Source organism: Photobacterium angustum (assembly GCF_003026365.1).
GTDB classification, from domain to species: Bacteria; Pseudomonadota; Gammaproteobacteria; order Enterobacterales; family Vibrionaceae; genus Photobacterium; species Photobacterium angustum.
The window spans coordinates 88,688-102,094 of record NZ_PYOM01000011.1 but is presented as its reverse complement, the minus strand read 5'-3'; the positions used below and the strand labels follow the sequence as shown (position 1 = coordinate 102,094).

The window sequence follows — 13,407 nt, the reverse complement described above, 5'->3', positions numbered from 1 at the left end:
CACTTTTTTATATTGGTTACGTATTATGTATGAAACAACACTTTGGCTATTTAGCATGTGTTTGCTATTGGGGTCTGTCGTCGGCCTATTGGCTGGTTTATTAGGCATCGGCGGAGGCTTATTGGTTGTACCTGCTCTAGTTTGGTTATTACCGAAAGCTGGAATTGCATCGCATCTTGTGATGCATATTGCGTTAGCGACCTCACTTGCCAGTATTGTTATGACGTCAATGGCCTCAGCTCGTAACCACTTTAAACTTGGAAATATTGATTTTTCAGTAGTAAAAACATTAGCCCCAGGGATCATTGCTGGTGGATTGGGGGGAAGTGTTGTTGCTGAGATCATCCCTTCACATTATTTACCTAAAATTTTTGCTGTCATCGTATTATGCCTAGCAATTCAGATGTTGCTCTCAATGAAAGTGATAAATAATAAGCCTTTGCCAAACTCACTAGCATGTGTATCAAGTGGTGGCATCATTGGTTTGATTTCAAGTCTCGCTGGCATTGGGGGAGGATCATTAACCGTACCGTATTTAAGTTATTATGGTATTGAGATGCGACGTGCTATCGGTACCGCTTCGCTCGTTGGTTTCTTAATTGCTGTTTCTGGAATGATTGGGTTTATTTACGCAGGTGTTGGCAGTGAATCGTTACCAGCGTTTAGTGCGGGTTATGTATATTTACCTGCTTTATTTGGTATTGCAGCAACATCAATGATCGCAACTCGTTACGGCGCGGCGTTGGTGAGTCGACTACCGACCCCGACACTGAAAAAGCTATTTGCGGTGTTATTGTTAGTGATCAGTATAAAAATGTTTTTAAGTTAACAGCAGGGCCAACAGGCTTCTGATAGAATAACAATTACTAATTTTCGCGCCTAGCTTTTGCTGGGCGTATTCAATTTACGAGTAGGACTATGAAACAATATTTAGCCTTATGCCAACGCATCGTTGATGACGGTGTATGGATTGAAAATGAACGTACAGGTAAGCGTTGTTTAACGGTTATCAATGCTGATCTGACTTATGATGTTGCTAATAATCAGTTTCCGTTGATCACTACTCGTAAAAGTTTCTGGAAAGCGGCAATAGCAGAGCTTCTCGGTTACTTACGTGGCTATGATAATGCAGCGCAATTTCGTGCGATTGGCTGTAACACATGGAATGCTAACGCCAATGATAACCAAGCATGGCTGAACAATCCTCATCGTAAAGGTGAAGATGACATGGGACGTGTTTATGGTGTTCAAGGTCGTCGTTGGCAAAAATCAGACGGTACGCCAATTGATCAATTAAAGAAGATTGTCGATGATTTAACCAAAGGTATTGATGATCGCGGTGAAATATTAACGTTTTATAACCCAGGTGAGTTTGATATGGGGTGTCTGCGTCCTTGCATGCATACACATACATTTTCACTACTGGGTGATACGTTATATTTAACGAGCTATCAACGCTCATGTGATGTACCGTTAGGGTTAAACTTCAACCAAGTACAAGTATTCACCTTACTAGCACTAATGGCGCAAATAACAGGTCATAAAGCGGGTCAGGCTTACCACAAAATTATCAACGCACATATCTATGAAGATCAGTTAGAGCTTATGCGTGATGTACAATTAAAGCGTACTCCATTTGCTTCACCACAACTTAAAATCAACCCGAAGATCAAGTCATTAGAAGATTTAGAAACATGGGTAACGTTAGATGATTTTGAAGTGGTGGGTTATGAGCATCATGATGCGATTCAATACCCATTTTCTGTTTAGATTCATCAATAACATATACTAAAAAGTAAATGTAATCAGAATGGTAAGAAATAAAAAAGCCCAGCATAAGCTGGGCTTTTTCGTAGCGCGGTATTAATTAAGCAGTTAATGCTAAAATTGCACCTGGGATAGCGATGAATACTAAGCCAAGGTAACCTGCGACTGCTACTTTGTTCTTAGTTGCTAAGTCACTTAAGAAGAATGCGCACTTCAACGGAATTTCACGTAAGAATGGAATACCGTAAATCAGTACTGTTGCCATTACATTGAAACATAAGTGTACCAGTGCAATCTGTAATGCAAATACTGCGTTATCACCTGATACTGCTGTTGCTGCTAATAGTGCAGTGATACATGTACCGATGTTTGCACCAAGCGTGAATGGGTATACATCACGTACTTTTAATACACCTGTACCTACTAGCGGTACCATCAAGCTTGTTGTTGTTGATGATGATTGTACTAAAATCGTTACTGCTGTACCTGACGCAATGCCATGCAGTGGACCACGACCAATTGCACTTTTTAGAATATCACGAGCACGACCAACCATTAGGCTACGCATTAGCTTACCCATAACCGTAATCGCGAAGAAGATTAATGCGATACCGATGAAGCTAAGCGCGACACCACCCATAGAACCAAATGCTTCTAGAGGACCTTTTACTAGCTCTACTGCAGGTTTAGTTAATGGCTTCATAAAGTCCATTCCCTTCATGCTCATATCACCCGCACTTAAGAATGGAGACACTAACCAACTAGACATTTTATCTAGCAGACCAAACATCATCTCTAGCGGCAAGAAAATTGCTACAGCTAGTAGGTTGAAGAAATCATGGACGGTTGCACTGGCAAAAGCACGACGGAATTCATCCTTACAACGCGCATGCCCTAAGCTCACTAACGTATTGGTTAGTGTAGTACCAATATTTGCACCCATTACCATTGGGATTGCTGTTTCAACAGGCAAGCCACCGGCAACAAGACCAACAATGATTGACGTTACCGTACTTGAAGACTGAATTAATGCTGTTGCGATTAAACCAATCATAAGCCCTGCTACAGGGTGAGAGGCAAATTCGAATAAGGTTTTAGCTTGTTCGCCAACAGACCATTTAAAACCGCTGCTGATCATAGATACAGCAACAAGTAAAAGATAAAGCATGAACGCTAGATTGGCCCAGCGGACCCAACGCATAGAGCTGAACTTAGATACAGCAGTAGTGGCTTGGGTAGTCATAATCATTTCTCCATGACAATAGTATGTCGTTTTGGTGTCATTTTGTTGAAATCTGTGTGGATAGTAGATTGCTTTTATTTCAGAAATATTACACTGATTGTCACAAACATGATTTGTCGCTTTTTTGTGATAGCAAGCGATTAACTGACACTATTTTATTTTTGTTTTTATATAATTAACTATCTGTTATATATGGATTATTAAGAGAATTTTGATGAAAAAGGAAATTTGATTTTTTTTTAATGTGGTATATAGAAAGGTTGTCTTTTTTTACGATAAGTCGTAAAAATCGGTCAATTATGACAGTTTGCCTATATTTAATAGGGAAGCACATGACAGGGAAATGCGCGCTAATGTCAAACGTTCGTTAGTACAGCACGGTTATTATATTGTTATAGCTCTAATTATTCGGTATTTCCGAGTTATTGCATCTAAACAAACGATTTCACAAGTGCTGAGAATGACGTTTACACTGCATTTAATTGATTAATTCATATTGTTTTATAGGAGTGACGGTCGATGACCGATGCTATTCGTAAGTTTCTTAAATTAGAATCAGCTGGTGGAATTGTGCTGATTATTGCTGCGCTTATTGCGATGATCATTGCTAATTCACCGCTAGCATCAGTGTATACCGATACATTGCACAGTTATGTTGCTGGCTTATCTGTTTCTCATTGGATCAATGATGGTCTAATGGCTGTTTTCTTTTTGCTTATTGGCTTAGAAGTAAAGCGTGAGCTAATTGAAGGAGCGCTAAATACTAAAGAGAAAGCGATTTTCCCTGCTATTGCGGCAGTGGGCGGTATGGTTGCACCAGCATTAATTTATGTTGCGTTTAACTATAACGATCCAATGGCTATTAAAGGCTGGGCAATTCCTGCTGCGACAGATATCGCATTTGCATTAGGTGTGATGGCACTACTGGGTAATCGTGTACCGGTAAGCTTGAAAGTGTTCTTGCTTGCACTTGCGATTATTGATGATTTAGGTGTGATTATCATTATCGCGCTGTTCTATAGCTCTGATCTATCAACGATTGCTCTTGCGGTTGCTTTTGTTGCTACAGCGACCTTGTTCATCATGAATGCGAAGAATGTTACTAAGCTTTCTTGGTACTTAATTGTCGGTGCTATTTTGTGGTTTAGTGTATTGCAATCAGGCGTTCACGCTACATTAGCTGGTGTTATCCTTGGTTTTACTATTCCACTAACGGGCAAAGATGGTCGTTCAGATAAACACTCACCATTGAAGCATTTAGAGCATGTACTACACCCGTATGTTGCTTTCTTGATTCTACCTATCTTTGCTTTCGCTAATGCAGGGATCTCATTAGATGGCGTGTCTTTAGAAAGTTTGTCATCAATGTTACCTGCAGGTATCGCAGCAGGTCTGTTTATTGGTAAACCATTAGGTATCTTTACGGCATGTATTATCGCTGTGAAATGTGGTTTTGCGAAATTACCTGATGATATTAACTTTAAGCATATTTTTGCGGTATCGGTACTGTGTGGTATCGGCTTTACGATGTCGATTTTCATCTCATCATTAGCATTTGTTGGGGCAGGTGAAAGCTTTGCAACATACTCACGATTAGGAATATTGTTAGGCTCAACAGTAGCGGCAGTTGTGGGTTACGTGTTACTGAGTCGTTCTCTTCCAAAGGAAGCACAAAAAGTAGAGGCGTAATATGTATAAATACCTATTAGCTATACTGTTTTCAACTTTCGCAACCTCAAGTGTTGCAGCAATGAACTACCAACATTGTACAACGACTAACAGAACTGAGGTTTGTCAGGCTTATCTGCAAGGTTTAAATGATGGGAAAGAAGAGGTAAAAAAAGTAATCACCTCTAAACCATCTTTCCAAGATCGAGCACTTGAGCAGCGAAGCGGTGAGCTATATCGCAATCTTGAACGATTTAATCGTCAACCTGCGAGTTAATAGGTTTCTATTACGCGCTTATTAGAAATAATAAGATAAAGATTGAAGACCCCAGTGGCACTGCGTAAGCTTTGTCGTTGGGGTTTTTTTATGGGTTCGTAATGGTATGTCTCACTTAAACTATAATCACTTATATTATTTTTGGATGGTGTGTAAACAAGGCTCTGTGACCAAAGCAGCGGATGCTTTATTTCTGGCACCACAGACAGTTACTGGGCAGATCCGTGCTTTAGAAGATCGTTTAAAAGGGCGATTAACTAAACGCGTAGGGCGACAGATTGAGCCAACTGAATTAGGACAAATGGTGTTTAAGTATGCCGATAAAATGTTTGATTTAAGTTATCAAATGCTAGACCGGATCAATTATACCCAGCGAGATAATCAGCTTTTTGAAGTAGGGGTTGCTGATGCGTTGTCTAAACGGTTAGTTAGCCAAGTGTTATTAGAAGGCATGCCTGATGATCAGCGAATTCATTTTAGCTGTTTTGAATCAACCCATGAGATGCTGTTAGAACAATTATCCCAGCATAAGCTTGATATGATCCTTTCTGATTGCCCCGTTGATTCCACTCAAAGCCCTGGTTTATACAGTAAGAAATTAGGGGAATCTGGAATGAGCTTTTTCTGCTCAGATAAACTACCAGAATCGACGTTTCCTGCATGTATTGAAGATTATAAATTATTAGTACCAAGCCGCCGCTCTGCGATGGGGAGAAAACTGCACCAATGGTTTGATCAACAAGGGATCACGCCTAATATTTTAGGTGAATTTGATGATTCAGCTCTAATGAAAGCCTTTTCGTCTTATCAACAATCTATGTTTATTGCTCCCTCTAACTATGCTGATGAGTTAAAGGAATCGTGCCAAGTGCATGAGGTAAAACGAGTGAATGATATTTCAGAAGAGTACTATGTTATTTTTGCGGAGCGGATGATTATGCACCCATCGGTCACACGTATCTGTGAGGCGGATTTTAGTCGGTTATTTGTTTAAGTAGCCTCATACCCATTTATGAGGCTACTAAAGTTGCAGGCTGATGGATAGCGCGCTTATGAGGGGCTTATTTATCAGCTATCAGAAAGTATGTCTGTTTCTTCTTTTGTGTTTTTATCACTCTTTCCCTTGGGTGTAGAGATCCCTGCTGTTAGGTTGTAGCGCATCGCTTCTTCGAAAGACCAATCAACAAGTGTTAAGTCTTCACGCTTAACTAAGGTTGTCACTCCAGCAATTTGATAGCTCAGTGGGAACAATACGGGAACCCAATCTCCCTCTGGGAGTGCATTAGCGAGCGGTTCTGGCATGTCATCAGACATAATAAAACCTATTACATAACTATCATTGGCTTGATGCACTAAAACCGTTTGTTGGCCTTTGTTTTTATTATCGCTACTCATGAGTGATGCAATGTCATTGATGCTGCTGTATACCGTTTTAAAGAACGGAAAACGCATTAATTGGCGAATAATGAAATCATACAGCCAAGCAATAGGGCTAACAGAGAAAAGAAGGCCAGCAATAAACAATAAAGTCAGGATCAATAAAAATCCTGCGCCTTTGAATAACTCGGTGATATGGAATAAACCAAATAAAAAGTTACCGACTTTGTCTAATGACTCAAATAATGACCAAAATAGCCATATGCTCAAGACTAAAGGTAGGACGTTGAGCAAACCTCGTAACAACGTTTTTTTCATGTTTTGCTCTTAATGAAGATAAGAATGAGAAGACAGTGTGCCACAAAGATGGCAGCAGAGAGTCAGAGGAATATAAATTTCAGATATAAAAAAACCGACTCGAGGTCGGTTTTTTTAAATCTAAACTCAATAATTAAAAATTAAAGAGCTTTGATTTTAGCAGCTAGACGAGCTTTATGACGTGCAGCTTTGTTTTTGTGGATCAGGCCTTTAGTAGCCATGCGATCCATAACAGGTTGCATTTCAACGAAAGCTTGTGTTGCAGCTTCTTTATTACCAGCTTCAATAGCGATAATTACTTTCTTGAAGAAAGTGCGCATCATAGAACGACGGCTAGCGTTGTGCTGGCGACGTTTTTCTGAAGTTAGTGCACGTTTCTTAGCAGATTTGATATTTGCCAAGGGTGTAACTCCCAAATCTTGGTACGGTGACAATTTAAGGCCGAGGACTATGCCTTGGTTCTTTGTAATTGTCAAATGATTTGTGCGAATAACCGCCAGACCAATCAAGTTGGCACTTGCGGATTAACACGGTTAATATGGCGGCAGATTTTACCAGCATTTGGAATCAGAAGTCACCTTTCTGAGCCATCTTTTATGAGGTTTTTTTGTGAGTAAGCGTCTTTTACGCTCTGGAATGATAGTTAGCGCCATGACTTTGGTCTCTCGCGTACTCGGTTTAGTCCGAGATGTGGTGGTTGCTAACCTTATGGGAGCAGGGGCTGCGGCCGATGTTTTTTTCTTTGCAAATAAAATTCCCAACTTTCTGCGTCGTCTTTTTGCCGAAGGGGCTTTTTCGCAAGCATTTGTACCTGTATTGACTGAATACCATGCAGCAGGTGATGTTGATCGAACACGAGAGTTGATTGCAAAAGCGGCAGGTACGCTAGGCGGCATTGTGACGCTCGTTACATTGTTTGGGGTGTTAGGCTCCGGCGCTGTGACGGCGTTATTCGGTTTTGGTTGGTTCTGGGATTGGCTTCACGGTGGGGCTGATGCAGAAAAATTTGAACTTGCAAGCTTGTTACTAAAAATCACTTTCCCATATTTGTGGTTTATCACCTTTGTTGCTTTATCTGGCGCGATATTAAATACGTTAGGTAAATTTGCGATATCGTCGTTTACCCCGGTTTTTTTAAACATATCTATTATTGGTTGTGCGTGGTTTGTTTCTCCACATCTTGCTCAACCTGAGATTGGTTTAGCTATCGGTGTTTTCGTTGGTGGCTTAGTGCAGTTTGGCTTTCAATTGCCATTTTTGTATCGTGAAGGATATTTAGTTCGCCCTAAATGGGGCTGGAATGATCCGGGTGTGACAAAAATTCGCAAACTGATGTTACCTGCGCTATTTGGTGTGTCTGTTACCCAAATTAACTTATTGCTTGATACCTTCATTGCTAGTTTCTTAATGACGGGTTCTATCAGTTGGCTGTATTACTCTGATCGTTTATTAGAGTTTCCTCTTGGTTTATTTGGTATTGCTATTGCAACGGTGATATTACCTGCGCTTTCACGTAAACACGTTGATAAATCGCCAGAACAATTCGCCCAAACGATGGACTGGGGAGTTAGAATGGTGCTACTGCTTGGCATTCCCGCCATGCTTGGCATGATCACATTGGCGAAACCTATGTTGATGGTAATGTTTATGCGCGGCGAATTTAGCGTTTACGATGTGAATCAAACTGCAGCATCATTATGGGTTGTATCAGCTGGTCTATTAAATTACATGCTGATTAAAGTCTTTGCGCCCGGCTATTACGCACGTCAAGATACTAAAACACCTGTAAAAATTGGTATTATTGCGATGGTGAGTAATATGGTGTTTAACGGTATGTTTGCACCATTTTACGGTTATGTGGGTTTATCTATTGCCAGTGTTTTATCGGCATTGTTAAACGCTACGCTATTGTACCGAGGCTTGCATGTAGGCAATATTTATCGCATTAGCCGTCAAACATTATTTTTTGTTCTGCGACTTGCTGTGGCTGGCGTTTTAATGGTGGCAAGCTTGTTATGGTTAAGCCCAACAATGGAACAGTGGTTAGGTTTTCATTTGCTTGAACGTGTCGGCTGGTTGTTTGGTTTAATTGCAATAGGCAGTGGTGTTTATCTAATAATTGCGATGATTTTAGGCATTCGCCCACGACATCTGCGTACAGATAGCTGATTGCAAGCGTTGAGTAGTATATAATCCGCCAGCTTTACTGTAGAAAGGCAACATTTTCCGCAATAATAGCGGCGGAGTTTTTAGCTTTAAAGACGGATTTTGATTGTTTGCATCTTTTAGCGTGTGAATATTGATGAGTGGTAAGTAACAGAGCGCATGGAATTAATTCGAGGTATACATAATATTCAACCCCAGCATCATGGCTGTGTGTTGACTATCGGCAACTTTGATGGTGTTCATTTAGGGCATCAAGCATTGCTACGTCAAGTGGTAGCTAAAGCCCATGCGATGCAACTTACCGCAACGGTAATGACATTTGAGCCTCAGCCGTTAGAATTGTTCGCAGGTGATAAAGCGCCAGCACGCTTAACCCGTTTTAGAGATAAATATTTACAGCTAAAAAAGGTCGGTATTGATCGTTTATTATGTGTGAATTTTAATCATCATTTTGCCACCATGAGTGCTGAAGATTTCGTCGAGTGCTTGTTGGTTAAGCAATTGGGTGTTAAGTTTCTTGTTATTGGCGATGATTTTCGCTTTGGACAAGGCCGTAATGGTGATTTTTCCATGCTAGTGGAAGCGGGACGAAAACATGGCTTTGAGGTAGTAAGCACCCAAAGTTTTTGTGTTTCAGAGCAGCGAGTAAGCAGCACTGCCATTCGTCAAGCACTAGCAAATAACGAACTTGAACAAGCTGAAATGATGCTCGGTCGACCTTACAGTATTCGCGGACGTGTCTCTCATGGACGAAAGCTAGGTCGAACGATTGGTTTTCCTACTGCCAATATACCTTTAAAACGACGTGTAACGCCGGTAGCTGGTGTTTATGCTGTTGAAGTGTATGGTGCAGATAGTCGCCCTGTGATGGGGGTGGCTAATGTTGGTCATCGACCAACCGTAAAAGGTGTACGTCAACAACTGGAAGTACACTTATTTGATTTTCACGCTGATCTCTACGGACATCAGCTAGAAGTCGTGTTGCGCCATAAATTGCGTGACGAAAAGAAATTTGAATCCTTCGATGCGCTTAAACGCCAAATCGAGCGAGATGCTCAAACAGCACGGGTGTGGCTGTCTGAGCGTAATAATGTCCAACTTCGCCCAAGTAACGGAATCTAGAATCAATGAGCGACTATAAAGATACCCTGAACCTGCCTGAAACAGGGTTTCCGATGCGAGGCAACCTAGCTCAGCGTGAGCCTGCAATGCTTAAGCGTTGGTATGATGAAGATCTTTACGGTGAAATCCGTAAAGCAAAGAAAGGTAAAAAATCTTTCGTATTACACGATGGCCCTCCATACGCTAACGGTGATATTCACATTGGTCACGCACTAAACAAGATTCTTAAAGACATTATTATTAAGTCAAAGACTCTGTCTGGTTTTGACTCACCGTATATCCCTGGTTGGGACTGCCATGGTCTACCTATCGAATTGATGGTAGAGAAAAAAGTTGGTAAGCCAGGTCAAAAAGTGACAGCAGCTGAATTCCGTGAAAAGTGTCGTGAATATGCTGCGGGTCAAGTTAACGGTCAAAAAGAAAGTTTCATTCGTCTAGGTGTACTAGGTGAATGGGACAAGCCTTACCGCACAATGGACTTCGATACCGAAGCCAACATTATTCGTGCGTTAGGTAAAATCGCTGATAACGATCACTTGTTGAAGGGTTTTAAACCTGTTCACTGGTGTACTGACTGTGGTTCAGCACTGGCTGAAGCTGAAGTTGAATACCAAGATAAAGTATCTCTATCTATCGATGTGAAATTTAAAGCGGTAGATGAAGCGGCGGTATTAGCTAAATTTGGTTGTGTGGCTGATCAAGGTCAAGGCGATGTGTCTATTGTTATTTGGACAACAACGCCTTGGACAATGCCTGCTAACCGCGCAGTAGCTGTAAGTGCTGATCTTGAGTACGCATTAGTACAAACACCAGTTACAGAAGCACATCCTCAGCCTCAACGTTTAATCGTAGCGGCAGAGCTTGTAAAAGATGTAATGGGTCGTGTTGGTTTTGAAGAATCAGAAATCCTTGGTTTCTGTAAAGGTGAAGAGCTTGAGCTACTTCGCTTTAACCACCCATTCTACAGCTTTGATGTGCCTGTTATCTTAGGTGAGCACGTAACGACTGAATCAGGTACCGGTTGTGTACATACCGCTCCTGGTCACGGTCAAGAAGACTTCGTGGTAGGCCAAAAATACAATCTTGAAATTGCAAACCCTGTGGGCAGCAATGGTGTTTACCTACCAGATACTGAGATCTTTGCAGGTCAACACGTATTTAAAGCAAATGAAGCGGTTGTTGAAGTACTACGTGAGCACGGCTCACTGCTGAATTTCTCAAAAATCACGCACAGCTACCCACACTGCTGGCGTCATAAAACGCCAATTATCTTCCGTGCTACGCCGCAATGGTTCATCTCTATGGACAAAGCAGGTCTACGTACGAAAGCATTGGGTGAAATCAAAAATGTTCAATGGATGCCTGAGTGGGGTCAAAGCCGTATTGAAGGTATGATCGAAGGTCGTCCTGAGTGGTGTATCTCGCGTCAGCGTACGTGGGGCGTGCCAATTGCACTATTCATCCATAAAGAAACGCAAGAGCTTCACCCTCAAACGTCTGAGCTAATTGAAAAAGTAGCACAGCTTGTTGAGCAAAAAGGCATTCAAGCTTGGTGGGATCTAGAACTAGCAGATGTGATGAGCGCAGAAGATGCTGCAAATTACGAAAAAGTACTAGATACACTAGACGTATGGTTTGACTCTGGTGTTACGCACTTCTCAGTGGTTGATAGCCGTCCAGAATTTAACGGTCACTCAGCGGATCTTTACCTTGAAGGTTCAGACCAACACCGCGGTTGGTTCCAGTCTTCATTGATTTCATCGGTAGCGATGAAAGATAAAGCACCGTACAAGCAAGTGTTAACACACGGCTTCGTTGTTGATGGTCAAGGCCGTAAGATGTCTAAATCTATCGGTAACGTCGTTGCACCAAAAGATGTAACGAATAAGCTTGGTGCTGATATTTTACGTCTATGGGTTGCTTCGACTGATTACACTGGCGAAGTTGCTGTATCTGATGAGATCTTAAAGCGTTCAGCCGATGCTTACCGTCGTATTCGTAACACGGCACGTTTCTTCTTAGCTAACTTAAGCGGTTTCAACCCTGAAACTGACTGTGTTCCAGCTGAAGAAATGGTCGCACTTGATCGTTGGGCTGTTGGTCGTGCAATGGCAGCTCAAGAAGAAATCATCAAAGATTACGAAGATTACAACCTACACGCAGTAACACAGCGCTTAATGCAGTTCTGTTCTATTGAAATGGGTTCATTCTACTTAGATGTAATCAAAGATCGTCAATACACAGCAAAACGTGGAAGCCATGCTCAACGTAGCTGTCAGACTGCGCTTTACTACATTGTAGAGGCATTAGTTCGTTGGATGGCACCTATCATGTCATTCACAGCTGATGAAATTTGGAACGAAATGCCAGGTCAACGTGACAAGTTCGTGTTTACTGGTGAGTGGTTCGATGGTCTATTTGGTCTTGCTGATAACGAAGAGCTAAGCAATGAGTTTTGGGCTGAAATCCAACAAGTTCGTGGCGCGGTGAACAAGTTACTTGAAACGGCGCGTAGCGAAAAAGTGATCGGTGGCTCACTACAGGCTGAGGTTATTCTTTCTGCTAATGCCGAATTGGCTGAGAAGCTGAATAAGTTAGAAGACGAACTACGTTTTGTTCTATTAACATCTAAAGCTCAAGTTGTTGTTGCTGATAGCAAACCTGAAAATGCGCAAGAAACCGATATTGAAGGTTTATTCGTAACGGTTAAAGCATCTGAAGCAGCGAAGTGTGAGCGTTGTTGGCACCATGTTGCGGATGTTGGCACAATTGCAGGTCATGAAGAAATTTGTGGTCGCTGTGCAACTAACATCGATGGCGAAGGCGAAAAGAGAAAGTTTGCATAATGACAAGTACAGCACTGAAGCAATCGCTAACAGTTAAACAATCTGGCATCCGCTGGCTATGGTTAGCGGTTCTGGTATTTATCATCGATAACGGTACCAAACTGTTAGTGATGGACATGATGGGCTATGGCTGGCCAAACCGGATCGAAGTACTGCCGTTTTTTAATTTACTTTATGTGCACAATACTGGTGCAGCGTTTAGTTTTTTAAGTGACGCAAGTGGTTGGCAGCGTTGGTTATTTGCAGCTATTGCCTTTGGTGTTTGTGGCTTATTAATGTATTGGATGCGTCGTACACCAGCGACAAATAAAATCGCTAATATTGCTTATGCATTAATTATTGGTGGCGCATTAGGTAACTTATTTGATCGTATGTATCATGGTTTTGTGGTTGATTTTCTAGACCTTTACTATGGTAGCTACCATTGGCCTGCATTTAATATTGCTGATAGTGCAATATGTGTTGGTGCGGTTTTGCTGATACTTGATGGTTTTAAGTCAGATAAGCAAGCGAAATCGTAATTAGTTACTTTTATCGGAATTAATAACACGTCAATATTAAACGCAGCTCATTTTATGAGCTGCGTTTTTTTATCTGTGCGTGTTAACGTCTTATTCTTAATT

12 protein-coding genes are annotated in these 13,407 nt (G+C 41.4%); 9 read left to right on the top strand and 3 right to left on the bottom strand.

Annotation, left to right across the window (positions count from 1 at the left end; genetic code table 11):
- The first annotated feature begins 25 nt into the window (after window positions 1–25).
- Together CTN01_RS12890 and CTN01_RS12885 are read left to right on the top strand one after the other, a co-directional pair.
- A complete protein-coding gene (locus CTN01_RS12890) occupies window positions 26–829 on the top strand; it encodes a sulfite exporter TauE/SafE family protein (RefSeq protein WP_045083737.1) in 804 nt (267 codons plus the stop codon).
- Window positions 830–918: 89 nt separating this feature from the next.
- Complete coding sequence (locus tag CTN01_RS12885; protein WP_045130285.1) at window positions 919–1,770, top strand: thymidylate synthase; 852 nt, start codon at window positions 919–921, stop codon at window positions 1,768–1,770.
- A gap of 97 nt (window positions 1,771–1,867) precedes the next feature.
- Here CTN01_RS12885 and CTN01_RS12880 read toward each other — a convergent pair whose 3' ends face one another.
- Window positions 1,868–3,010, bottom strand: coding sequence for a Na/Pi symporter (locus tag CTN01_RS12880; RefSeq protein ID WP_005369590.1), 1,143 nt, complete (start codon window positions 3,008–3,010; stop codon window positions 1,868–1,870).
- 519 nt (window positions 3,011–3,529) lie between these two features.
- Between CTN01_RS12880 and nhaA the strand changes: the two genes are divergently transcribed.
- The 3 genes from nhaA (at window position 3,530) to nhaR (ending at window position 5,949) form a co-directional block, all read left to right on the top strand.
- Window positions 3,530–4,699 (top strand): Na+/H+ antiporter NhaA, encoded by a 1,170-nt coding sequence (gene nhaA / locus CTN01_RS12875; protein WP_045149139.1) that lies wholly within the window; start codon window positions 3,530–3,532, stop codon window positions 4,697–4,699.
- 1 nt (window position 4,700) lies between these two features.
- Window positions 4,701–4,955 carry a hypothetical protein gene (locus CTN01_RS12870; RefSeq protein ID WP_045149141.1) on the top strand — a complete coding sequence of 85 codons (255 nt, stop codon included), beginning with the start codon at window positions 4,701–4,703 and terminating at the stop codon, window positions 4,953–4,955.
- A gap of 106 nt (window positions 4,956–5,061) precedes the next feature.
- Window positions 5,062–5,949 (top strand): transcriptional activator NhaR, encoded by an 888-nt coding sequence (nhaR, locus tag CTN01_RS12865; protein ID WP_005369585.1) that lies wholly within the window; start codon window positions 5,062–5,064, stop codon window positions 5,947–5,949.
- Between the two features lie 74 nt (window positions 5,950–6,023).
- Here the strand turns inward: nhaR and CTN01_RS12860 are convergent, their stop codons facing one another.
- Both CTN01_RS12860 and rpsT read right to left on the bottom strand, forming a co-directional pair.
- On the bottom strand, window positions 6,024–6,650 hold the full coding sequence (locus tag CTN01_RS12860; RefSeq protein ID WP_045128366.1) for a DUF502 domain-containing protein: 627 nt from the start codon (window positions 6,648–6,650) through the stop codon (window positions 6,024–6,026).
- Between the two features lie 140 nt (window positions 6,651–6,790).
- Entirely contained in the window at window positions 6,791–7,051 is a 261-nt protein-coding gene (gene rpsT / locus CTN01_RS12855) for a 30S ribosomal protein S20 (RefSeq protein WP_005369583.1), read from the bottom strand.
- 208 nt (window positions 7,052–7,259) lie between these two features.
- On the opposite strand from rpsT, the gene murJ reads away from it, so the two are divergent.
- From murJ to lspA, 4 genes are all read left to right on the top strand, one after another.
- Window positions 7,260–8,819, top strand: coding sequence for a murein biosynthesis integral membrane protein MurJ (gene murJ / locus CTN01_RS12850; RefSeq protein WP_045149142.1), 1,560 nt, complete (start codon window positions 7,260–7,262; stop codon window positions 8,817–8,819).
- Window positions 8,820–8,975: 156 nt separating this feature from the next.
- On the top strand, window positions 8,976–9,938 hold the full coding sequence (gene ribF / locus CTN01_RS12845) for a bifunctional riboflavin kinase/FAD synthetase (RefSeq protein ID WP_045130287.1): 963 nt from the start codon (window positions 8,976–8,978) through the stop codon (window positions 9,936–9,938).
- A 5-nt stretch (window positions 9,939–9,943) separates the two neighbouring features.
- A complete protein-coding gene (gene ileS, locus CTN01_RS12840) occupies window positions 9,944–12,784 on the top strand; it encodes an isoleucine--tRNA ligase (RefSeq protein WP_045149143.1) in 2,841 nt (946 codons plus the stop codon).
- Complete coding sequence (gene lspA, locus CTN01_RS12835; protein WP_045149144.1) at window positions 12,784–13,305, top strand: signal peptidase II; 522 nt, start codon at window positions 12,784–12,786, stop codon at window positions 13,303–13,305. Before ileS ends, lspA begins: the two co-directional genes overlap by 1 nt.
- Window positions 13,306–13,407 lie beyond the last annotated feature (102 nt).

What these genes read in the sequence shown, in the direction of transcription:
- CTN01_RS12890 (WP_045083737.1), top strand. Translation starts at nt 26, where the DNA reads ATGTATGAAACAACACTTTGGCTATTTAGCATGTGTTTGCTATTGGGG.
- CTN01_RS12885 (WP_045130285.1), top strand. Translation starts at nt 919, where the DNA reads ATGAAACAATATTTAGCCTTATGCCAACGCATCGTTGATGACGGTGTA.
- CTN01_RS12880 (WP_005369590.1), bottom strand. Translation starts at nt 3,010, where the DNA reads ATGACTACCCAAGCCACTACTGCTGTATCTAAGTTCAGCTCTATGCGT.
- nhaA (WP_045149139.1), top strand. Translation starts at nt 3,530, where the DNA reads ATGACCGATGCTATTCGTAAGTTTCTTAAATTAGAATCAGCTGGTGGA.
- CTN01_RS12870 (WP_045149141.1), top strand. Translation starts at nt 4,701, where the DNA reads ATGTATAAATACCTATTAGCTATACTGTTTTCAACTTTCGCAACCTCA.
- nhaR (WP_005369585.1), top strand. Translation starts at nt 5,062, where the DNA reads ATGTCTCACTTAAACTATAATCACTTATATTATTTTTGGATGGTGTGT.
- CTN01_RS12860 (WP_045128366.1), bottom strand. Translation starts at nt 6,650, where the DNA reads ATGAAAAAAACGTTGTTACGAGGTTTGCTCAACGTCCTACCTTTAGTC.
- ribF (WP_045130287.1), top strand. Translation starts at nt 8,976, where the DNA reads ATGGAATTAATTCGAGGTATACATAATATTCAACCCCAGCATCATGGC.
- ileS (WP_045149143.1), top strand. Translation starts at nt 9,944, where the DNA reads ATGAGCGACTATAAAGATACCCTGAACCTGCCTGAAACAGGGTTTCCG.
- lspA (WP_045149144.1), top strand. Translation starts at nt 12,784, where the DNA reads ATGACAAGTACAGCACTGAAGCAATCGCTAACAGTTAAACAATCTGGC.